Here is a 23,689-nt window from a genome sequence, read left to right as displayed (position 1 = left end):
ATGGTTAATGTTCATAGCCCTTATCCTGATATTTCAAAAACAGTTCCTTTTTGGCTTCTTTCGATAAATTCCCGTGGTGGAGCTTCTGCCAATCCTCAAAGCGCCGGTCACTGTCGCGGCTTAAAGCGGAGAGCATATCCAAGGCTTCCATCAGCATACGCTCAGCATAATAGACCCGGCGGGCGCTTTGGTACTGCTCACGGCACAGTTCGGAATCCATGCGGTTCAGAGCCTTTACCATGCCCAAAATCCGGTTTGCGATAATCTTATCCGCTTCCCCGGCAAAGCGTTCCCTCTGTTTTTCAAAGTAATCCTCACTGCCGCCATACAGCAGCGCCATCTTTATCTTGCTGTCAATGTAGCTTTCTTTCTGCTCCCTGAGAGCAGGGGTACTTTTCAGAAGATATAGAACCAGTTGGTCTACCTGTTCTTTGATTTCAGGGGGCAAAAGCTGATATGCAATCCTGCCGGTGGGCGGCAAAGCCGACTTGATTTTGAATACCCGGTCGGCGGTTTCATTCAAAATCTCATCATCAAAATCAAAGCTGCCGGAAAGTTCATGATCCTCGTCATAATCCTCCCGCAGCCGCTTATATTGGTTTTTATGAAGCCTGCGCAAATGCTGTTCAAATTCGTCCACCAACTCATTGCTGATTATCCGCATATCGGCGGCGGCTATATTTTTCTGCTCGCCAAAGGCTCGGATTTTATCGGCAAAAGTATCCTTAATGAGCTGTCTGCGGATTGCGTTTGGAACAGCGGGAGGGGTAAAGGGATTTTTGACCTGTGACGAGGTATCCCAAAACACTACATGGATATGGGGGTGGTGCTTTTCCTTGTGCAGCGCACATGCCCACTGCAAATGCTCACGTCGGATATTGTTTTTCTCGGCAATGGTCATCATGTGGTTTTCAATGTAGCGCTGCCACGCTTTCTGATCCGTCAGATTAAGTTCGGCGGCTGTTTCCTCATCAAAGGAAATGATACTGCGGTACATGGTAATATGCTTCTTGGAACCCGCATACACCAGCCTTGCCACATCCCGCCAGTCCTCAAACTCGGTGATAGGACCAGGCGTAAGCTTTCCAAACAAGCCATGGGCCATGCCCTCATTTTTTGCGACTCTTGGGCGGGTGGCAATATAGCGCACATGGGCGTAATTTTTGCCCGCCGTACTTTTATAGTTAGGATTTTTGAACCGTTGCTTATAGACCAAGCTGGAAATAAGGAATCACCTCCATCCGAATGAGCTACCGTTCTAAGTCCTCGTCCCCCGGCTGGCTGTATTCCTCGTCCTCGGCAGCTTTGCACACAAGGGCGTAATTCTCCATGGTTGTGCGGTATCGCCTTGTTTCCTCCAGAATGAATTTCACGCCCTCCGCTGTGCTGGACGGCAGAGTTTCAAAGGATTTATAAAACGCATAGCGGTTGTATGGCTCCTGTGGTCTTTCCCCCAGCATATCCAAAAATTCCTCATACCCAAAGGGGCAAACCCGGTTCACTTCCTGACAGGCCAAATTCACGCCGGACAAGGTATCACCGTCCCGGAGCTTTGACAGGATCAGCTCGCCAACCGGTTCATTGGCAGCCAGCTTCACTTCAATCTGTTCCGTGCCGTAAGCCGAAAGCTCTGATGCGGGAGTGCGAACACCGATGCTGCCTAAATTCGAAGCCAGATCATACGCCTTGCAAGGAAACTCCACCACCAACGTACCGTTCTCATAAAGGATTACTCCTGTAATCATAAAAATCACCTTACCTTTCCGGCTCTGTGGCCTCGTCCTGTGCCCCATATCCGCAGCCATGGCGCTTTGAAGCTGCTCAAACTGCCGGTAAACACGCTTGGTTCTCTGATAATGGGAACCGTCCAAAGCCATTTTTGCCTCTCTGTCTTACCCCTGCATAAGCACCACCTGAACCTCTCCGGCAGCAATATAAAAGGCATTGCACACCAGTTTCATGTAAGGATAGCCCCGCCTTGAAATATCAAAAGGATAGCGTTGCATTTGCTGTTCCACGAAAATAGGCTGTGGGCAATGTCCACAACCTGTCGTGTGCGCTCGTCATAATCACGGGTTGCCCGTTTCAGCCCGGTAAAGCCGATGCCGTCCACCGTAACATATCGGGTGGTCGTTTCAAACAACTCCGGGTCATGGGACAGCAGATAAAAAGCCGCATGATATGATGAATCTATGGTATCCGTCCTCTTAGTCAATGCGGCCAGTTTCATATATCTGTCTGCTTGTGTCATGGGTTTTAATACTCCTGTTCCGCTTCGTAATAGAAGCTGATAAAATCGCTTTGAATTGGCATTTATGGAAAACGGCTTTTTTATAACTCCTGTTCCATATTAGGCTCGTTCTCCTGTGCCGTGAAGTCCACTGATTCCTGCAAGCTTTTCAACAATTCGGCAGTTTCCTCCCTCGTAGTTGCCATGGAAAAGGTATGTTTCTTTCCGTTATAGTAATAGACTTCATTTGACAAGCGATCTTCTATTGGTACAGCTTCCTGATTTACGCCCATGACCATAGACTGAAGCTCTACTGCATTCAATTCCCCGGTATCTCTCATCAAAATCAGCTCATGAATGCTGCTGGGTAGAATAAAAAGATTGGACTGCATATTATCGGAAAGCTGCTGCAACACCTCTGGATACAGCAAGGTAGCAGACCCAAACATTTTATCTGGATTGGTGAGTACATATTGCTCATACGGCTCCATTTTACAGGTTTCCGGCTTTTCCCACTTCACTTCATTCTGAAAAATAGGAAGTCCAAATAATTCGCCCATCATGGCACTTAATGTTGTGAGCTGCGCCGGATTTTCCCGCTCCGTGTTGGCAAGGGCATCCTGATATACCGTTTCCTGATCCTGCCCCCATTGTTCCATCATTTCCTTGGTCACTCGTATGGTGGCTGTCCCACGTTCGTCAGTAAAGAGCGGAATTTTAAAGATAGCGGCTAAATCTGTATCTGGAATTTCTCTGCCGGGGACCTCCTCCAGCAAGGCTTGATTCATATCCTGATTGACCAGTTGAAGCACAATCCGATCTTTGATTTGCTCGTAGTCTGATACATTCTCAGGTAGATTTTCAAAGGACCGGACTGCATTCTGAAAGTAACTTGCGTAGATACCCATCAATATTTCTGACAAGCTGACACCGTTTTCGTATAGCTCAAAATATCCGTTAAGATAAATCTGTGGCACTACTGTGTCCTGCTCACGTCTTATGATAAGCCCATCCAACTCTTGATCATTGTTTTTTACGATATGATTCAGTTCCACCTTGGCATTCTGATATTCTTTTGGAAAATAATCTTTCACTTGTTTACTCACTTCATCTAAAAATTCCTGATAATTCATCAAATTCATGAAACTACTCCTTTCTTTCTGCCCACACTTTACAGGTGCCCACTTAATTAGTTTCCTGCTTTGAAACGGCATCCCCACTGAAGGAAAGGTAAAGTGCTATAAATTCAGCCACCAGCATAAGCCGTTTTGTCTGGCGTTCGGTAGCTTCTATGGCCTTGGGCGCTTCCAGCATCTGCTCCAGTCCATGCCGCCGTCCAAACGCAAGCTGGGTTTACTTAGAAATTCCTGTCAGATAAGTAATGGACGAAATATATTCGCCCCGGCAGTCTCACAACCGCAGGGACTCTGCGATTTCATGCAGTGCTTTCAGCCTGCGGTCGATCTCATTGTTTATTTGCAAGCGGTAGGGCTTTTCTATCAGTGACCGAATACCGCATGCGTCAATATATCCCCCATCAATTTCCGGTGGACATTTCCAGCCGAGAGGATTTTGTACAGCAGTTCCTCTAACTGCTTTGTATCCTTTTCAAGCATTAGCAACCCCTCTCCGTTACAACTTATCTGCAAGGCGGCGTAGATTGTCCGTGTCCTGCAAAAAGCTATTGATTTGAAAGTCTTTTTTCTGCATATAGTCCACACCCAGCGTCACAGCCTCATTCAGCATTTGGTCAAACTGATCTTCTGTGCCCTCATGAGCGATGTTGATTAAAACTTTAATGAGTAGGAAAAAGGCGGCAGCGTCAATCTTACCAGATTTCATGTGCATTTTCGCAATACGGTTTGTCTGCTGCTCTACAACTGCTTTGATGTCCTCAATGTGGTAAATTGCCATTAGCTCTTGCCGGATAATACTGGCTATAAAATCAATATCCTGTCGGTATCCCTCCACGGAAAGTCCTTTCTCCACAAATTGACGTACCAGCTCCGAAGTAGTTGTGTCGTTCTTAGCAGCAAGAGTGTCCAGTGTCTTTAAGGTTTCCGGTGAAAAATTAATAGAGCGTTTCAGGCTTTTTTCAGGCATAGCAGCCTCCTTTCCACGGTGTTCCGTTTAGAACACCTCTATATGATGGGGAACCCCGTTACAGGCTTTGCCTGTAAGCTGTTTTCTTGGCGGGTGGAACCCGCCTATTCCTGCCTTAACTCCAAAATCTGAGATTTTGGCATTAAGTAGCCCCTGCCGTTTCCCGACAGGGGCGTAGTCGCTCCGCTTACTGAAAAAGCGAAAACAAAAGTCTATACTACCGTTCCCATTCATCTTCCTGACATGGAATAAATGGATTATCTGTTTCATGCTTTCTTGCTTCCCTGAGAATACGGGAGATCACAGCAGCATCAGCCAGACGAAACTGTTCAGCCGCACAGGAGGTCTGATATTCCTCTGCGTAGAAAACCATCAGACAGTCTAAATCCACAATCTTGGAATCCATACCGTTCTGTACCACCTCTTCAAAGCTCATGCCATAGTAACGCTGCACCTCAGACTTATCTCCGCCGCAGCCATTGAGAATCAAGCCCTCCAGCAGCTTCCGTATCTCATTCTGCTCCTTCTCGGAAAGCTGACAAATATAAACTGGGCGCATAGTAGCCTCCTTTCTCCAAGGCCCTCCCTGACTGATTATCGCTCCCATTCTTCCGATATTCGCTTTTCCTGTGTCAATACTTTTCTATATGCAAGGAGGTCAAGATTAAAATCCTTATTGACCGGTGTTTGTATCATGGTCTTATAGCCCAAATCTGCAAAGGTTTCTGCGGAAAGCTCCGCCTGTACCTGACCGTGATTGTGGGGTGTACCGTCTTTCAGTTTGCCGTTCATATCGTTATCATAGCAGAATACAATCTCGGTAATTTCGGGATGGTGCTGAAGATAACGGTACAGCGCCTTATCCGACAAGCAGCCCTCGGCAACCCGGTGATCCTCCCGCCAGTCAATGCTATAAAGTTTGCAAAGAGTAGCATGGCTCATGGCATCAATAGGTGCTTCAAAGGCGTATACCCGGTTTGATTTTCCCTCCATACAAAAACCGTAGGTCTTATCCGAGTTCTCCACATCCTGACGGAAGCTGCTGTCTGCGCTGGGAGCCCGCAGAGCGCAATACCGGGGCTTACCAGCTTCATCATAGCCTACAAAAGTACAGTTGTGAAAGGAGTAGGTTTGCCCATCCTTCTTTATCTCTGTTCTAGCTCCGTAGACCTTACCGGCATTTATCATGGCATAAACGATTTCCTTGTCAATGCCACGAGTTTGGGTCAGATAGGCAATTGTACGGTTAAAATCCTTGTCTTTAGGCGGCAGAACAAGTTCGCCCTTGGGCTTTTTTTCGCTGGGCGGGATATAATGCTCGATCTTCTCATAGGCACGGCAGCCTAAAATCATTTCCACAGCGCCCTTAAAGTCCTGTCCGAAATAATCCTTTACAAAGTCAATGATGTTTCCCTTACGCTCCGTTGTATAGCAATAGTAGCCCCTGCCGTGATTGAACAGATAAAGACCGCCGCTGTTCTTTACATGAACGGAGTAGCGGTCGCCCTTTTCAATTTGAAAGCCGTTCTGTACGGCAAAATCAATCATATTCGTGTCAAAGACCTGTTTCATCTGTTCCTCAGTAAACGGCATGGGCCTTGACTGTGTTCTCAAATCCACTCACCTCCAATAGAAAAACGCCCTGCAAACAGAGCGGTCAACGCTTCATGTCCATATCTGAATTTCCATTGTACAAAAGCTCTGCGGTATGCTCCTGAAAGGTTTGCAGAATTTCCTTGATGCCCTCCGGCAGCCTGTGCTTGGAAACATGAATATCGCCGGGAATATCCGCCGTATAGCAGTAATCATAGGGCAGATACCTTGCGGTTATTTCACCTGATAGAGCTTTCGGCAAATCACTATTTCCCTGCGAAATCACACCGTATTTACATAAAAATTCGGTTTGGCAGTGTTCACCGGAGGATTGCAGGTCTATTCCCAGCAGTGCAATCGCAATTTCTCCGGTTTTCTTTCCCTGTACTACACCGGGGATCACGGCATATTCCTCCTGCTTATCGTTCCATTTCATCGCTGCCGCCCAAAATCCCCAGCATACGCAGAACATCTTCCATGTCATTGCTTGCAGGCGGCATCACCTTGATTTCATATTCAAAATGATGGGCTTCCTTATCGGTGTACTGTTCCGGCTCCTGAAACCGTTCGGCGTAGTATTGGAGCTGCTTATCATTCAGAGAAATATCATTTCCCTCTCCATCGTCAGCACAGATGAAAAATGTGCCGCAGATAATATCGCCGTGATCCAGGCGGCGGTTTCCGGGCATACCGTTCAGCTTGCCTTCGTCGTTGCAGTAAAGGTGGCAGTCAGGCTCCGGTAGAGGAACAAACTCGATACAGCCGTCCACCAACTTCTGCATTGCCCGGTAGTCATTCTCTATCTGCTTGGCATAGGGTGCTTTACCCGGTTCCAATACCAACACACGGATTTGATTCTCTTTTTCTTGTTTTGCCTGCTCAGGCTCAATAAAATCCTGCATTTTGACCTCCTGTTCTAATAAAAAATATCAGGGCACCATCATTATCGACGATGCCCCGAAGCAAATGTTTTTTAACTATTCAAAGAAAAATTCCACGCTGTATGTGATATTGCTCTTATTGTACATACAAGAATGGGGCGTAAAGTAATAAAACTCAAGCTTGGTATAAATTCCTGCCTGCAACGTACCGTACATGTACACACCGTTATGGCTGTAAACACGCGCGGGGTTGCCGTCTGTGGCGGCAAAAGATGATCCGATGGACGAATCGAAGGATACTGTGGGCAACTGTTCCCATTTTCCGGTCAGTCGGTTGTAGCCTCTAACCTGACCGTAATCATAGCTGGCACTGTGTCCGCTGACCTGCGGAACCGTAAATGTCCATGAGGTAATGGTTGCGCCATCTACACCATCTTCAATAATCGTCGATTCCGGGCCGGTCAGGGTCATACCGCCGCCACGGTTCGGATCAGCAACAAAAAAGATAATCGCCGTCCATGGAGATTCAGCGCCGGTACTGTCTATTGCCTTAACACGAACAATATTTTTCCCAAGGGGATAGGTCTGTGTTTCAGCATTTCGCCCTTCCCATACATAAGTAATGGCATCACCATCAGGATCGGTGGAAGCTGCTCTGATGGTAACTGCTGTTCCGGGTGCTACGCTGTTGCCGTTTGGCGTTCTGGTAATCACAGGCGTGGTCGGTGCGGAGTTGGAAATTGTAAAGGTTGTTTGCGCCCATTCCGACATACCGCCGTAATTATCCTTTGCCCGTACCTGTACCGTGTGAGTGCCTGCCGAATAATAATTATCGGCGGCCTTATTCTGATATTCATAGCTCACGGAATCGCCATCAGGGTCTGTGCTGCTGACGGAGAGATTCACCAAAAACTTACCGCTTTTCACATTCCTTGTTATGCTGGCATTAATCATCGGCTTGGAAGGAGCTGCATTTGAAACGGCGAAGGTGGCAGCCGTCCAGTCAGATACGCCGCCATAGCTGTCCTTTGCCCGAACCTTGACGGTATGCGTACCAAGGGCATAGTAGTTATCCGCAGCCTTTCCGTCAAATTCGTAGAAAACCATATCTCCGTCCGGGTCGGTGCTGGCGGCAGTCAGGTTTACAAGGAATTTTCCATTCAGGTATGTTCTTGTGACATTGGCCGTCAGTGTCGGCTTCGTCGGAGCAGTATTGGTAACGGTGATGGTCTGAGCAGCAGTAAAAGCCCTGTCCAGCTCATCTGTTATCGTTGCAGTGAGCGTGTAACTGCCGGATACATCAACGTGTACCGTACTACCATTGTTACCCAAGCTTCCCTTGAAAAACTCGGAAACCGCCGCTGAATTGCCGTCCTTAGTCAGCGACCAAGCGATAGATTTACCATTCAGTTTTACATCGCTGCCCATATTTACGGCAAAGCTCTGCCCGGTGTGAATGGTAGACGGCATGGAGAAATTGCAGTTATAAAGGGGATAGATGCTGATTTTTCCACTGTAACTGAATACTCTGCCCAGCGCATCGGTCATGGATACAGTCAGGCGGTATTCGCCAACCTCCGGAAAACGGATTTTGCCGCCCTGTGCGTTCAGGGTGCCGCTGACTGCCTGATCCAATGGGATAATCTCGCCATTCTTCATCAGCGTCCATTCCACCGGCAGAACATTGTTGTTGCCTCTTGTACGCAAATCAATCTGCGTATCAGTGTAGCCGTTAGCAGGCAATTCAAAGGACAACGAAAGCACAGGCAGGACTTCCACTTTTCCGCTGTTAAAGAGGAACACCCGCCCGGTCGGATCAGTCACACGGGCCTGCAAATCATATACGCCTGCACGCTTAAAACGGATAGAGCCGCCATTGTTGGTCAGCTTACCGTCTACATAAGTATCCCAATCCTGAAAACCATAGGTGTTATCCACATACCATACTGCTGTTAAGTCCTCCATGTCGGTAAGGACCGTGTTGACCGACAGCACATCATCCGTATGGACGGCTTCTGCAAGGTCAAAAGCAATGTTCGGCACTGGATATACATTAATATTTTTACTGTCGGAGAAAGTTCGTCCGGCCTCGTCGGTGACAGAAGCGGTAACAGCGTAATATCCCTTTTCCGTTAAGCTGATTGTACCGCCCTCATGATCAAGGGTATTTTCAGCAGTGACAGGAATATTGTTTTTGCTTATGCTCCAAGCTACCGGAAGTGTCCCGGCATTTGTCAGCGTTACAGAAGCCGTTCCCACTCGGTCAGTATGGGTTTCCTTTCTCAGCTCCATAGAAACGGTGATAACAGGGTACACTGTGACCGGTGCCGTGTAGGTAAAACTGCGTCCCGTACCGTCCGTAACCGTAGCGGTCAGCTCATAGCTCCCCACGGTCTGGAATCGAATTTTACCGCCGTTATTATCAAGCGTTCCGTCAAAGCCGTCGGACAGAGGAATTTCTTTCCCGCCCTTTTTCAAGCTCCAAACAGCGTTCAATCCGTCCGCTTCCTTGAATGAGGTCTTTACCTCCACTGCGGTATCGGTGTGCGTCTTTTCAGGCAGATAGAAGCCGGTTTCCGCAACGGGATATACCACGATACTATCCTCATGGGTGTATGTGCGCCCGGTTTCGTCCATAAGCTTGACTTTAAGGGTATAGCCGCCTTTTTTTGTAAAGCGGACAGATCCGCCCTCATTGGTCAGCGTCCCCTCCAGTACATCCGCAAGCGGTACGCTTTCTCCATTATGGAGAATCATCCACTCAGCTTTCATATCCTGCAATTCGCTGGAAGTAACCGATACCGTGACGGCCTTATCGGTGTGAGCGGTTTCCGGCAGGGTAAAGGAAAATGCCGCAACCGGGTATACCTTGATTTCTTCTGTGGCGGTGAACACTCTGCCGGATTTGTCTGTAACAGCGGCAGTCAGCGCATAAACGCCTTTTTCACGGAAACGAACACTGCCGCCCACGTTATCCAGCGTTCCCTCGGCACAGTCGGAAAGAGCCGTTTCCTGCCCGCCCTTGGTAACACTCCAATTTACCGAAAGCTCGCCCAGCTCCTTGGTTTCGGCGGTAATAACGGTAGGGGTATCCGTATGAGCCGTTTTTGGCACTTGAAGGCTGAGTTCCACAACAGGTAGTACCTCAATATCCGCCTTACTGAAAAACTCCCGGCTGGTTTCATCAAAGGCCATGGCTTTCAAGGTGTATTTCCCTTTGTCCTTTAACTGAATGGAACCGCCTGTGTTGGAAAGCGTACCGATGACGGTATCCTCCCAGCTTACTTCATTCCCGTCTTTGTAGATATGCCAGTTAAGCTGCTGTTTTACATTATCAGAAAGGGTGGTGCTGACGGTAAACGCCTGATCGGTATGAGCATACGGACCGGCAGATACGGTTATTTCAAACACCGGGTAGATTATGACGGTCTTGGTAAAGGTATAGGTGCTGCCTCCATAATTCTTTGCGGCGGCGGTAAAAATGTAACTTCCGGGCATCGTAATTGTGATTTTCCCGCCATTCTTATCCAGAGTACCTTTCAGGAAATCACTTTCCTTGGCATCGCCGCCGTCCTGCGTAACAGTCCATTCCAGCGATTTCACATTGCGCAGGGACGTTTTTACTTCAAATTCTGTACCAGCATGGCTGTATTCCGGGGTGATAATCTCTACCACAGCGGCGGGATAGCTGACATGACCACCGCCAGAACCGCCACTTCCAGAACCACTGTCATCGTCATCATCGGAGTTGTCAGGGTTTGTGGGTTTTACAGGCTCTGTCGGCTTTACTGGTTTGGTGGGTTCCGTTGGCTTCACCGGAACTGTGGGGGTCGGTGTAGGCTGTGCAGGCTTCACTGGCACGGACGGGTCAGCCGGTTTTGGCGTTGGGGTGACTGGTTTGGGTGTGATAGATGGCTTGGTAGGGTTTGATGTGTTATTGTTGTCCTGACTGTCCCGTATTTCAGTTGATTTACCATCCTCCGATTTTTCATCAGCATCAGAAGAATCAGAGGGGGTATCTGATTCATTGCTGCTCTCCCTGTCTTTTGGGAGGGTCACAGTTTCATCATCAGAAACTGCGCTTGGATGATTGGGTTCGTCTGTGACTGCCGGACGGTCATCTGACTGACGGAGCTGCATGGAGCAGCTCCCGATACCGGCAATTAAAATAAGAAGGGCGATTATGGATAGCACCATAACCGCCCGCTTGGTCTGAGGGTTCATTTTTTTCTTCATCGCAAATCCTCCCGGTTATATTCATTTTCCTGTTCAGGGGCATAGCCCTGTTCTTCCTGTGGCAGCATACACTCCGCCTTGTGAATGATTTTATCAAGTAGTCTGCTGCGAGCAGGGTCATTTTCCATTCCCGCCTGCACGGCCAGGGAACAGATTTCCCGCATTTCCTCCTTTGTGAAAAGCGGAATACAGTCCTGTTTGAAATATTGCAAAATAGAGCGTTCCTCTGCCGTCATACCGAATAAAGCGCCTCTGTAATGACGCTCCTGATAGACCTCCCTTCCGGGAATCAGCTCCTTAGAACCGTCCGGGTAAAGGGCATAGCACGCAAGACCGTTCTTTATCGCTTTTTCTGCGTCCAGCGGGCCGGTCAGCACCAAATCATCGGCGGTATAACCGTAATCGTGGAGCCGATCATGCTCCAACCGTTTTACATAAGTATCAATGTCCATAGGTTCGGCGGCATCCCAAAACAGGCCGTGTGCCTCAATAGCGGCGCGGGACAACTCATAGGGGTCTGTTACACGGAAAGCCACCCGTTCTACGGTTCCATACCGCTGGGCAATGGATTGAAAGTTCTGGTCGTATTCCTGATAAGAAAAGGTACGTACATCATTTGGATTTTTGAATACGATTTCCACAGCAGACGGTTCAAAGGAGTGGGTGCAGAGATAATCCAAATGCTTCTGATAATCCAGCTCCACAATATCGCCCATAACCTTTTCATCCCGCATACCCTTCAGTTCAATCCAAAAGGTTTTGACATGTTCGCTTTTGTTCCCGGCACCATAATAGTTCCATGTGTTGTGCGGACTGGTGTTGCTGATATAGACATCCGGTTCCGCAAAGCACCATGTACCGCTTCCACGACTCAGCCAGAAGAAATGCCGGTCAGCATTCCGGTCAGCAGCGGCCTCCTGTAGCTTTGTTACATCGTACTGAAAATCCGACTGGTAGTAATCCGTGTTATGCTCCATAATTTTTTGCAGGGTTCCCAGTACATCCACGTTCAGAAAACTGGCGTTCCCATACAGGCGGTATCCCTGTTCCTTGAGCGTATCCCGCAGATCCGCCATGATCTGCTCTCTGGCGCCACGGACAGAGCAGCCGTTATGCCTGTTTTTCTCTGCAAAATCCTCGCCCATATCAACCGTAAACAGGCGCAAACCATTACTGTGAGGAAGTACAAAGTTGCAGATGGATTCCGGTTGTTCCTCGCCGGTATGGATTTCACTGAAAATCCGGCGCATATCCCCCTCAACAACGGGGGAACGCTGCCGGATTTGACCAATCTTGTCTCGGGGCATGGTAAGCGTCCACAGGGAATAATCGTCCGGGCCGAATTTGGTAATGGTGTTTATCTGGCTATATTCCATGTTCGTCCTCCTGTTCCTGTACGGTTTCCTGTTCCATACTCTGCTGGGGCAGATTGCTTTCCAGTTTTTCTATGACGGCCTGCAAATCCTTTTCGCTATCAAAGGTCAGGTCATCGTCATGCCGCCCGCGAAATACGCAGGAGGCATATAAGACCGCCATTTCATCCACTGAGAAAAGCTGATTTTCGTCAATCAGGCCGGAACGCACGGTAAAATCCTTGAGCGCCCCCTGATAATTGTTTTCATAGTAGTGTCCGAGGGTCACACCAGTGCGGTCATAGTCGTACTGCCATGTGACAAAGCGGATTTCGTTGTCCTTTGACTGCTTGGCGGCAAGAAGATGGTTGCCAAACTCTGAAATCAGGCGGAAATCCCGGACACCCTCACAATCCAGCGGCTTTGCGTTCAGGTACAGGTCATTACGTTCCTTTAAATCCAAGAGCAGACTATGAAGTTCTTTCCGTTCTTCCACAAAAGGGCTATCCCGCCAGAAACGCATGGCACCGGTCTTTTCAAACCGGCAGATTTCCTCCTGTCCCTTAAAAGCGGTGAGTAGTAGTTTTGGGTCGTGTTCTTCCGCTTCATTGCGAACAGAGTAGCCCATAGCGGTTGCTTTTTTTGAAAAAAGCTCCGCTAATTCCAGGGTAATGTCATGTTTCAAAAAAATCCCTCCTATCTGTCCATTTCTTCTGAATCTACTTCAACAGGTTCATTTTCCATTTCCAGCAGGCTTTTTCGGAATGCCAGAAAGTCCTCATCTGTAATGCCGTAATCGCGCCAAGCGTTCCAATCAGGGAGCAGGGGCGTATCCTCCGTGGTCAGTTCGGCGTAATCGGTTAAAGCCACTATTTCCGGTATATCGCGTTCGCCCATCTGCATAGAGGCAAGAACGGGAATAAGCTGGGTAGCTAAATACTTCTGATCGTAGCACTTGTCAATGAAGCCCAGCCGGATATTCAAAAGAAAATGCCCATCCAAGGTTTCCATGGTAATTTTAGGCGCAAAGGGATATTTTGCGATAATCGCGGCTATGTTCTCTGCATCCGCCTTGATGCAAAGCTGTATATCCTCATCCAGCCCCAGCGTGTAAACTGCTAAGTATTTCTGATTCATAGATTCTTCCTACCTCTCAAATTCATTTTCTTCCTCGGTTTCCGATTCGGAGGCGTACACAGACACCCTTTCCGGCTCAAAGCCCTGATTTACAATGTTGGTGAACCACTGCGACATAAAATCCTTCAAGTCCTGTACCATAGACAGCTTTGCCTGTGCTGTTTCGTAAAAAAGCCCTATATCGTCCTGTAGGAACGATGTAGGGTGAATGGAAAGGTTTTGTTTGTCGATGGTAAAAGTGATTTCTGGATCACGCATTGCATCACCATTTTGAGTATAGTAATGCGCAATGCTGTATTCGCCGCCGCCAATGGCTTCCAGCACCAAATCCTCAAAGCCGTCGCTTTTAAGCTTCATATAATAGGCTTCTCCGTCAAGAATCGGGCCTGCAAAAACCGCCAGCTTTTGATACAGCTTTTGCTCTAATGTAAACCGAGTGGATGAGAGCTGTATCGTGACTGAATTGCTTTCCTCGCCATTTGTCTCATCTTCCAGTTCTTCTGTACTATCTTCATCTGGTTCAATAATCTCATCGGCACTGTCTTTAAACTCTAGGGCAAGATCAAGCTCCACCTTTTTTCGCTGAAGCTGCGCCAGCTTTTCCTCACTGTGAAATGGCTTCTGGCTTTCCAACTTCGCCGCCTCAAGCTGCCGGTGTAAATCCGCAAGCTCACCTTTGGAAACTTCTAAATCTCCAGCAATATGATCCGCCAGATTTTCGATACGGGTGATGTTTCCAAGGGCGGACTCTCCCATATCGGTGGCATAGCTGCGCTGTCCGTCCAAAACAATCCGTATACTGCTCATCATGCCACGTTGCAGGGAAACTGAAAAGCCCGCATAGCTGCCCATATCCAGTGTATCACCCACTTCACGCCCCAATTTTCGGGCACGTACCATAAAATGCTCAGCAGCTTTAGTTCGCTCGTCATGGTTTCTTTCGTCAATCACCATCTGAAATTCCACCGGTTTGTTCTGTCGGTAGGTTTCAACATCAGCGGTCATTTTTACAATCTTCTTTTCCGTACCTGAAATTTCATATGGATACCGTTTTGAAATATCGTATTGCAGGCTGTTACGCTGGCTCTGCCACGAGGATTTTAACACCGTCATGCGACTGATTTCGTTGTCCGTTTCCATCTTTTCCTTAATCCTTAGGTCAGAAACAGCAAGGGCCTTGAACTCTGCGTACTGGAGCATGGTGCTGTCCACATCCTCACAGCTTCTGAGAGTAGAGCGCCCTGTCATAATTTGGCTGATATATCGTTGTTTTTGCTCTAAAATCTGCCATAGATAGGCGTCAAAAGTCTGCTCTGTAATATAGTTAAAAATGGAGATTTCCGGATTATCGTTGCCTTGGCGCAAAATTCGTCCGTTACGCTGAATGAGGTCGGAGGGGCGCCACGGCACATCTAAATGGTGGATGGCAATCAGTTTGTTTTGCACGTTCATGCCGGTTCCCATTTTGCTTGTGCTACCCATAAGAATACGGATTTCTCCGGTACGTACTTTTTCAAAAAGCTGCTCCCGTTGTACATCTGTCCGTGCATCGTGAATAAAGGCGATTTCCTCCGGTTTTACACCCTGTGCGATCAGGACTTCTTTGGTAGCTTCATAGAAATTAAAACTGCCGTCTCCCTTAGGTGTGCCTTGGTCGCAAAAAATAAGCTGTGTCAGCCGTTTTTCAGCAGTTTCGTGATAAATTTCCGCAGTTTTCCGGGCGCAGACATTGAGCTTGGTATTGGGGTCATCCGGCAAATCCGGGTCAATAGCTCTTGGGTCAGTAGACAGCAGACGGGCTTCCAGCGTGAGCTTTAGGAAATTATCCTCAGAACTATCAACCTCACCATTTCGGATTTTCTCCGCGCGTTCTCCAAGCTCCATGACAATACGCTTTTGTTCCGGTGTAATTTCCGTCTTGATGACCTGCACCGCACCGGTTTTCAACTTCGGGGTAGGCAAATCCAGCATATCCGCGGTTTTGATGTCGGCAATCATCAGAAACATATTCATGAGTTCGGGTAGATTGTGAAACTTAGCAAACCGGTTTTTCATCTGATAGCCGCTGCCTTCCGGCTTAATTTCCAGAGAGGATTCAATTACGCCGTAGGTGCTTGCCCAGCTATCAAACATCAGCAGTCCGCGATCTTCCAGTGCTTTCGGCTGTAAGGTTTTTTGCAGCACATACAGCTCCGCCATGGTGTTGGAAATAGGCGTACCAGTAAGATACACCACCCCCCGTCCATTGTTCAGTTCATTGATGTACTGGCATTTTTGATGCATATCCATGGCGCGCTGGCTGCTGACACCAGTGATTCCCGCCACGTTACGCATTTTAGTGTAAGAAAAATTATTTTTATAGGCATGAGCTTCATCCACAAACAGAGCGTCTACGCCAAGTTCCTCAAAGTTGACAACATTATCTTTTTTCTCCGCTTTGAATAATCGGTCGTAGCGAAACTGGAGATTGGCTTTGAAAATCTCCATCTGCTTGAGTGTCCAGTCTTTGCCATCACGGAATTTCTGCTCTGCGATGGCTTCAGTAATAGCTTCCAGCTCCGCCTCCATTGCCGCAAGCTGCCGCTCTCTAGATAAGCCGATCAGTTCAAAACTGCTGTGTCCCATAATAACGGCATCGTATTCACCAGTGGCAATCCGGCTGACAAAGCGGCGGCGGTTCTTTTTCTCGAAATCCTTTTTTCTGCCACTAAAATATTGGCGTTGGGGTACATTTTCATATAGTGAGTTGCCCATTCGCCAACAAGATGATTCGGCACGGCATACAAGGGCTTATGGATTGCTCCCAACCGTTTCATTTCATAGCCCAGTCCGATTGCGGCGTAGGTTTTCCCGGCTCCTACCTCATGTGCCATCAGCAGATTGCCGTCCCCATAAAGGCCATGGGCGATTACATCCCGCTGGTGCTTGCGGAGTTTGATGCCCTCCGCCATATCCGGTAAGAGCAGATCATCACCGTTGTACTCACGGGGCCGGATATTATTGAACCGGTCATTGTAAAGCTTGGTCAGACTTGCCCCGCGTTCTGGGTCGGCAAACAGCCAGCTTTCAAAGGCCAGCTTGATTTCGGCCTGCTTTTCACGGGCCAGTATGGTTTCCTTCTTATTGAGAACGTATTTGGTCTTTTCCTCGCCGGTAGCTGGGTCAATGTAGTCCACCGGGTCTTTGATCTCCACCGGGCGCAGATTCAGAGTAGTTTCCAGTATGTCATAGGCATTCATCCGTTCTGTGCCGTAGGACTGATTGACCGTAACGGAGGTGCGTTCTACGCTTTTGCTGGTAATGTGGTAAGCGCCGCTGTAACGGGAAAATTCAAGGAAAATCCCAAATCGTCCCTCCTGATTACTCGGTGCGGTCTGGAAGGTATCGTACATAAACTGCTGGTAAATCTCTGGAGGAATCCACGTGGAACCCAGCGTAAAGCTGATGTCCTGCGGAGTCAGGGGTACGGGTTGAACCAGTTTAAGGGCTTCCACATTGCGGCTGAACCGTTCCGGTTCTTCCTCCGCCTTTAAGATGGCAGCCGTCAGCTTATCTTTCACATAACCGCTCAAATAATCGTCGGCAGTTTTCCAGCCGGTATGCGGATTGCCAGTATAATCATCCGGGTCTTGGTAAATCCTATCGCCCAACTCCTCTATAATTTCATCCGGAGTCGCTTTGCGGTGATCGGGCCGCTGATAGAGCCAGGACATATAGGCAAGTTCTAATTTTCCTTTGACATTAAGAGAAACCATCAAGGCTTCCTCTGAGGAATGCACCGTTTTGGGCATCAACTTAGGCTTGATGGTCGCTTTATAGAAGATAGCCGTCTTTTCCCATACATCCTTTTGACCTTTTTTCTCGGCCTCAATGGATCGAAGCAGCGGCGCATTGGCATCCCTTGAAAACGCCATGACATTGGCATAAGAATTGAGGTACCCCTGCTTTTTTACAAAGGCATCATAAACATGGTTTAGATGGGCGATATGCTCCTGAAGCTTTTTTTCATATTCCATGGTGGGCAGTTCGTGGAGATCTGCGTACTCGCTGTTCTGAAAATCAATCAAACTGCGGATGGCTGCCGTAACCTCTAACATGCCCCGAATACGCTCAGCTTTGCGGCCAGTAATATTCTGCTTATACATCCGGGAATTTTCACGGTAATAGAGTTCATCATCCATCAGTCCATAGCTGAAATTGCGCACTTTGGGGTCGGCGGGTATAGACTCCGGCAGCATTTCTTTTTCGTCCTCGTACTCCGAGGTGGCTTCGATGTACTCGCCGTCCAGATAGGAAACAGCGCGTTCCAACCGTTCGTTTAAGTCCTCTCCTGAGATCGGGTGGCAGGCAGTAGTCTTTTCGTTGCCGAACATGGATTCATCGAATACCATTTCACCCAGCACCATTTCCGGGTGTTCAATAAAATAGCTATTCAGCGGGATGCCGTCCGCATTTTGCTCCACAGAAAGCCACGGGCTGTTCTCTTCGTCCGGCACAATTTCTCGTTCCCGCTTTTTGAGGAACAAAATATCCGTGGTGGCTTCCGTCCCGGCGACCTGCTTAAAAGCGTTATTAGGCAAGCGGATTGCGCCGAGCAGTTCTGCTTTTCCTCCAATGTATTTGCGCATCTTTGAGTTGGCTTTATCCATAGTGAACTTGGAGGTAATCAACGCCAGCATACCGCCCGGACGGACCTTATCCAGTGACTTTGCAATAAAATAATCGTGGATAGGGAAGTTATATTTGTTGTAGCGCGGGTCATCTACCTTGATGGCATTAAACGGCACGTTGCCCACCATTACATCAAAGAAATGATCGGAAAAGGCCGTCTGTTCAAAACCTGTCACCTGAATATCCGCATCTGGGTAAAGGTGCTTGGCGATATGGCCGGGGATTGGGTCGATTTCACAGCCATAGAGCTTGGAACCATTCATGCTGTCTGGCAGTACGGAGAAAAAGTTTCCTGTACCAAGGGCGGGGTCTAAGACATTACCGCCCCGAAAATCCATGCGCTCCAACCCCTTATAAATGTGACTGATAACGCTCTGCTCTGTGTAATAGGAGGTCAAGGTGCTTTTCTGTGCCGCCTGAAATTCCTCGTCGGTCAGCAGCTCTTTAATTTCTGCATATTCCTTTTCCCAGCCGCTTTTATCAGGTGTAAGCGCATTGGCAAGACCGCCCCAGCCCACAAACCGGGCAAGGGTAATTTGTTCTTCGGCAGTAGCCATGCGCCCCTGCGCCTGCAATTCTTTTAACAGACGGATAGCCTCAATATTGTTTTTACATTTAGTTTTCTGTCCGCCGTCATACAAATGATGGTCGGGAGAATATCGATAGTTTAAACCCTCGCCCCATGCGCGGGCGTGAAAATCATCCATGATGGCATGGCTATATTCATCATTGGACTGATTGACAAGAGTTGCAGCATGGATCGCCGCTTTGGTTTCTTCGCTGTTATCTCCACTTTGTACTGCTTCCACCACCATAGAAGCAAGCTCACCCTGAGTATAATAATCTTTGAGGGGCTTGCAGTCCGCAATTTCGTACAGTGGCACACGCTCCGTAATTTTCAGGTGGTTCAGATTTTTGAGTTGGGCAATATCACCGATTTCCACCGTGCGGCCGTCATGCAGGAATTTGACAATCTCAAATACCCGGTCATGGTAGTAAATACGGTCGCCCTCAATAAACGGCAGGCTTGGTGCTTCTTCGGAATTTCCGTCAATCACACTATCATTGTTATCGTCCGTGCTATCTTCGTAGCTGTCCTGTACAACGGGAGTCATATCGAATAATGTAAGCTGACGTTCAGGAGCTTCCTGTGTGGAATTTTCACGAGTAGGGATATATAGGGTTTTGCCCTGCGCCTCCAACTCAGCCTTATCTTCCTCTGACAAAAACTGATCCTGTCGAACCAGTTCCATAATACGGGTTTCCGCTCTGTCCCAAGTCCAATACTCGTTAATATCCACCCCGTCATGCTGGTATTCAATAGAAATCCCTTTTCCGTTGTAATTCAGACTCTTGTGTCCGCCATTCTCTAAACCACCGGAATAACCACTGATGCCGTATTCTTTTTTCAGTACATCAACTCGGTCTTTTTTCCCCAGAAGAGAAATCATTGCCCGATATATCTTCTGTCTGCCGACTGAAAACCCATGGCCGTTTCTAAGAATTTCATCAATGATTTCCTGCTTGGATGGTGGTACGGGTGTATTGGGATTCACATAGCGGTCATCTTCTATGAGCATAGCAATATTGGCTGCAACCTGTTCCCATGTCAGGTGAATTTTAACGCTTTCCTCCAGTTCAATAACAGTAAGGTGCAGCCCATCATCATAAGTCCGCGCTTTTATTAAAATCCCATCTAGCTCTATTTCTCGGCTACCGCCTCCATAGGTTCTGCGGACAAAATCAGTCCGCAGTTCGATATCCGTTTCTTCCTTGAAATAATTCTGAATGGTTTGCTGGATATAGAGTGACTTGGACTGATCCCGCAAGAATGCATGGATATATCGGCTGTCGGCAGCTTCAGATGAGTCAATGTCTATTTCTGTCTCATCTTCATCCGGTGTGCCCTGCATTTCGTTCATTTCATCGGGTATGGAGAAATCGTCAATCAGGCTGTCGGCAGAACTAAACGGGTAAGCACCCATCAAAATGAGTTGATCAATGCGGCTTGTAAGCTCCGCATAGCTGGCGGTAAACTGCTGTCCCTCTGTTTCAAAGGTCAGCCCCTCACTGTCGGCAAGGATATGCAGAAAGTGATCGCCTGTTTTAGCCATGTACTCCGTATCCAGCTTGCCATAATAGGCTTTTAAGATTTTAGCTTTGGTGGTCTGCTTGTGTCCACCTTCAAAGAATTTGTGAATCTCCGATACCCATTCTCTCGTATCGGGGGTAATATCGTCGGCACAAAGCACCACATCAATAAGGTCTGAAATTTCTTCTTCATCCAATGGCTGAACCGTTTGGGGTGGTGTCGAAACCGAAGCCTCCGGCTCGGCTCTCGGCGGTACAACAAAAAAGCCGCCCATAGACGGCTGTTTACCATCTATGGGCGGCTCTGCGGTTTCTGTTATCGGGGTTTCTGTACTAGTTCGCTGATTACGATTTCCTCCGCTGTGGAGGTTATCATGCTCATGTGACCGGCTCTCTCCAGAGTATCCTCGGTGTACGGCATCGGCTGGGCGCCCAGTAATTCCTGTATCAGCCGTTCCTTTCGGTTCTCGGCTTCCTCGTCCACTTTCAAAATCATTTCGTTGATTTTGCCCTGTGCCACCAGTTCCGACAGGCGGTGTGGGTGGTTCTCCAACATATAATTCTTCCACAGGCTCCCGAATCTGCCCACCGGTGTCCGGTCGATTTCCTCGTTCTCCGAGATTTGGAGGTTGGGATACATCATCCCGTCCTCGCCCTGCCGATACGAGAGGTTCATTAACGGTTCGGTTCTCATAAATTTGGCTCCTTTCGATTTTTATTTGCTGAATTTCCTGATGAATTTCTTTCAGTATAGGTCTGGCAAGAGACACCGTACAGTTTCCCATTGCCATAAAAAGCTCCAAGCTGTTAAAGTGACTGATATTCTCAAAGGTATTCTGCTCAAACAACTCTGTGGAAAGTCCGCATTTTCGAAAGACAGTATAAGCAACGCTGTCAGTAACAAGCTCCATAAACTCCGCTTTTACTGCAGCCACAGGAAGCCCATACAGTATGTTGCTTTCATCATGCACCTTGAAATTTTCCATGTACTTCGGTAAAACCTGTCTCACACGCTTCTGTACCAATTTATAAAGGCACAGTTCTATGCTGGAGGTAGGTGTATGATACTTTTCATGGAACTTCACCAGCAAACCGGGCTTGTACTGATCCTCTAGTTCCCACAGATAGTTTAATACTTTTTTGAAGCTCTGTGCATCCCCATTAGTGTCCATGAAATCAAACAGGTGCTTGATGCTTGCCGTAGGGTTTACCATGTCGATAACCGCAATGCCTTTTGCGCCTCGGTTAATATTACGGTTAATCCGCTTGTCATGCCACTCGTCAAAAGTAGCAAGCTGACTTGCGTCGGGGCGCTGGGCATAAATCAGAACGGCATTATCGAAAGAGCGCTTATAGTACCTTGCCACACAGGACAGCAAACCTTTCCACTCCGCAGGGTTCTTCGTGTATTCCTGCACCGATTCCTTATATAAATCAGCAAGAAAGGTTACTTTACTCAAGATGCCACCTCCTTATTCTGATTTTCAAAGTACAGGGCCAGAGCCTTATCAATGGTTTCCTCAATTTCCTTTTGGGTCTGCTGTGGAGTAAAATATTTGGAAATGACAGCAGGCTTGATTTTGACGGGCTGCGGCTTACTGCTTTTGGGTTTACGGGTTTTCTCGCCTGACAGAATTTGCACGATGGCAGTATCAGTCAGTTTGCCAGTCTCATAGTAACTATGGAACAGCTCCGCCTTTTTCATATCCACCTTATAGCTAACGGATTCCATGAGATCAGCAATTTGCTGTTGCTTTGCCGTGTCCTCCACAAAGGAAAGGTCATATGCGGCAAGAAAAGCAATTTCCCCTGTATCAACCCTCAAAATGAGAGGGTCAATTAAGTTTGAAATGCGGATATATTTTGCAACCTTATCCCGTGAAAGGCCGTAATCCTGACCGAGTTTTGTGTCCGAACGGGACTTCGTCTGAACCTCAGACGAAGTTGAATTTTCCTCAGAACCATGCGGGTTTAAGATCATTTCAATCTCTTCTAAAAGGTCATTTCGTTTGCCCTGTGATTTGAGTGCTTCATAGTGCTGGGCCAGGCAGTAAGCCCGTTCCGAATGGCTCATGTCGGAGAAAGAGCGCTGGCGCAGATTGGTTTCTGTAACAATTAAAACTGCATCCTCATAGGTCAGGTTTTCACGGATAATAACGGGGCCTTTAGTCAGCCCCGCAAGTTGAGCGGCATTTTTACGATTGTGTCCGCTTAGAATGATGTATTGTCCATCCTCTGTATGCCAAAGGATAATGGGGAGCAGAATACCAAACTGGCGGATGCTCTCCACCATATCCACTAACTGCTGTCCTTCATAGAGTTTAAATCTGTGATTCGGAAAGGACTCCATAAGGCTGAAATCCATTTCCAAGATACCGCCCTGCACAGGAGCAGGGGCGGTATCTTGCTGCGGTTCAATACTCAGCATTTCTTCAAAGTCTACGAAACGGGCTTTGGGTTTCGGTGTAGCCATACTTACGCGCTCCTTTCCGCAGTTTTTCTGTGTGTCCCTGCAAGCAACTCGTCCGTAAACTGTTCATAGGCGATTGCCGCAGGATTTTCTGGCCGAAACTCGCAGATAGTCTGATGGTATCCCACTGACTCCGCTACCTTGATGGAACGTGGGATGTGCGTTTTGAAAATAGGAACTTTATCCGCAAATCCACGGTGGATCATATCGTTCACCTGTGCGGACAGAATGGTGTTGGGAGAATCCATGGTAATCAGAATTCCCTCAATACGCAGACTGTGGTTGCTGTTTTTCTTGATAAGCTGATAATGCTTTAAAATCTCTGCAAGTCCCTGTGCTGACAAAAGCTCCGCTTGCGTTGGGATGATAATACTGTCTGCACACATCATTACATTAATCATAGGCGTACCCATTTGCGGCATACAGTCGATGATAATGTAGTCATAATTATCCTTGATGGTATCAACATATTGTGACAGGATATGTTCACGGAAATCCACATTGCAAAGATTTCGCTCAAGAGTAAAAAGCTGTGAGTTGGAGGGAATCAGGTCAACACCATTTGCTGACTTGAATATGTAGCTCTCCAAGGCAGGCAGTGGCTCGCCCTCCACCAGCTTGCGTAACATAGTGTTGATTGTAACCTCCAGCTTATTTGTGTTGATCACACCTAAAATAATACTGGAATGCCCCTGACCGTCAAAGTCAATCAGGGCGGTACGGTATCCTCTCTTGGATAGGAGATAGGCAAGCGTGGTCGCCGTGGCTGTTTTGCCCACGCCGCCTTTCTCATTGATAGTTGCAATGATTTTAGCCATCGGTGCACTCCTTTCTAAATAAAATTGGGTTGGGTAATTGGTAAATGGGGTAAATAGGGTATAAAAAAATTGGACTAAGATTAGCGAAAACCCTTTAATTAAGCGGG

General features: G+C 47.8%; 18 protein-coding genes. All 18 read right to left on the bottom strand.

What is annotated here, in order from left to right; genetic code table 11:
• Nucleotides 1–4 precede the first annotated feature (4 nt).
• The 18 genes from mobP3 to QA584_RS08625 all read right to left on the bottom strand — a co-directional run bounded on the left by mobP3 (nt 5) and on the right by QA584_RS08625 (nt 23,582).
• Nucleotides 5–1,216: a MobP3 family relaxase gene (gene mobP3, locus QA584_RS08710; protein ID WP_278274130.1), complete on the bottom strand. Its 1,212-nt coding sequence runs from the start codon at nt 1,214–1,216 to the stop codon at nt 5–7.
• 34 nt (nt 1,217–1,250) lie between these two features.
• On the bottom strand, nt 1,251–1,745 hold the full coding sequence (locus tag QA584_RS08705; RefSeq protein ID WP_278274129.1) for a hypothetical protein: 495 nt from the start codon (nt 1,743–1,745) through the stop codon (nt 1,251–1,253).
• A 212-nt stretch (nt 1,746–1,957) separates the two neighbouring features.
• The gene (locus tag QA584_RS08700; RefSeq protein ID WP_278274128.1) at nt 1,958–2,251 is read right to left on the bottom strand and encodes a hypothetical protein; all 294 of its coding nucleotides are present in this window, start codon (nt 2,249–2,251) and stop codon (nt 1,958–1,960) included.
• 80 nt (nt 2,252–2,331) lie between these two features.
• Nucleotides 2,332–3,372, bottom strand: coding sequence for a DUF5688 family protein (locus QA584_RS08695; protein WP_278274127.1), 1,041 nt, complete (start codon nt 3,370–3,372; stop codon nt 2,332–2,334).
• Between the two features lie 43 nt (nt 3,373–3,415).
• Nucleotides 3,416–3,544 (bottom strand): hypothetical protein, encoded by a 129-nt coding sequence (locus QA584_RS08690; RefSeq protein ID WP_278274126.1) that lies wholly within the window; start codon nt 3,542–3,544, stop codon nt 3,416–3,418.
• A gap of 318 nt (nt 3,545–3,862) precedes the next feature.
• Nucleotides 3,863–4,333 (bottom strand): hypothetical protein, encoded by a 471-nt coding sequence (locus QA584_RS08685; RefSeq protein WP_278274125.1) that lies wholly within the window; start codon nt 4,331–4,333, stop codon nt 3,863–3,865.
• Between the two features lie 217 nt (nt 4,334–4,550).
• Complete coding sequence (locus tag QA584_RS08680; protein WP_278274124.1) at nt 4,551–4,892, bottom strand: hypothetical protein; 342 nt, start codon at nt 4,890–4,892, stop codon at nt 4,551–4,553.
• 35 nt (nt 4,893–4,927) lie between these two features.
• Nucleotides 4,928–5,953 (bottom strand): DUF3991 and TOPRIM domain-containing protein, encoded by a 1,026-nt coding sequence (locus tag QA584_RS08675; protein WP_278274123.1) that lies wholly within the window; start codon nt 5,951–5,953, stop codon nt 4,928–4,930.
• 37 nt (nt 5,954–5,990) lie between these two features.
• Nucleotides 5,991–6,362, bottom strand: coding sequence for a hypothetical protein (locus QA584_RS08670; protein WP_278274122.1), 372 nt, complete (start codon nt 6,360–6,362; stop codon nt 5,991–5,993).
• A complete protein-coding gene (locus tag QA584_RS08665; protein ID WP_278274121.1) occupies nt 6,346–6,828 on the bottom strand; it encodes a DUF3846 domain-containing protein in 483 nt (160 codons plus the stop codon). The genes QA584_RS08670 and QA584_RS08665 overlap by 17 nt, the downstream gene beginning before the upstream one ends.
• Nucleotides 6,829–6,903: 75 nt before the next feature.
• Nucleotides 6,904–11,043 (bottom strand): S-layer homology domain-containing protein, encoded by a 4,140-nt coding sequence (locus tag QA584_RS08660; protein WP_278274120.1) that lies wholly within the window; start codon nt 11,041–11,043, stop codon nt 6,904–6,906.
• Nucleotides 11,040–12,350 (bottom strand): hypothetical protein, encoded by a 1,311-nt coding sequence (locus QA584_RS08655; protein WP_278274119.1) that lies wholly within the window; start codon nt 12,348–12,350, stop codon nt 11,040–11,042. Before QA584_RS08655 ends, QA584_RS08660 begins: the two co-directional genes overlap by 4 nt.
• Nucleotides 12,351–12,408: 58 nt before the next feature.
• Nucleotides 12,409–13,080, bottom strand: a complete 672-nt coding sequence (locus QA584_RS08650; RefSeq protein ID WP_278274118.1) for a hypothetical protein — start codon at nt 13,078–13,080, stop codon at nt 12,409–12,411.
• A gap of 11 nt (nt 13,081–13,091) precedes the next feature.
• Nucleotides 13,092–13,532, bottom strand: a complete 441-nt coding sequence (locus QA584_RS08645; protein WP_278274117.1) for a hypothetical protein — start codon at nt 13,530–13,532, stop codon at nt 13,092–13,094.
• 9 nt (nt 13,533–13,541) lie between these two features.
• Nucleotides 13,542–15,416 carry a helicase C-terminal domain-containing protein gene (locus QA584_RS08640; protein WP_278275129.1) on the bottom strand — a complete coding sequence of 625 codons (1,875 nt, stop codon included), beginning with the start codon at nt 15,414–15,416 and terminating at the stop codon, nt 13,542–13,544.
• 716 nt (nt 15,417–16,132) lie between these two features.
• Nucleotides 16,133–21,754: an Eco57I restriction-modification methylase domain-containing protein gene (locus QA584_RS08635; RefSeq protein WP_278274116.1), complete on the bottom strand. Its 5,622-nt coding sequence runs from the start codon at nt 21,752–21,754 to the stop codon at nt 16,133–16,135.
• Nucleotides 21,751–22,767 carry a ParB N-terminal domain-containing protein gene (locus QA584_RS08630; protein WP_278274115.1) on the bottom strand — a complete coding sequence of 339 codons (1,017 nt, stop codon included), beginning with the start codon at nt 22,765–22,767 and terminating at the stop codon, nt 21,751–21,753. Before QA584_RS08630 ends, QA584_RS08635 begins: the two co-directional genes overlap by 4 nt.
• A gap of 2 nt (nt 22,768–22,769) precedes the next feature.
• Entirely contained in the window at nt 22,770–23,582 is an 813-nt protein-coding gene (locus tag QA584_RS08625; RefSeq protein WP_278274114.1) for a ParA family protein, read from the bottom strand.
• Nucleotides 23,583–23,689: the final 107 nt, after the last annotated feature.

It is taken from the genome of Anaerocolumna sp. AGMB13025, assembly GCF_029689925.1.
In the GTDB taxonomy this organism is placed as follows: domain Bacteria; phylum Bacillota; class Clostridia; order Lachnospirales; family Lachnospiraceae; genus Anaerocolumna.
Note: the sequence above shows the minus strand (reverse complement) of the source record. Positions and strands in the feature narration are given on the sequence as shown.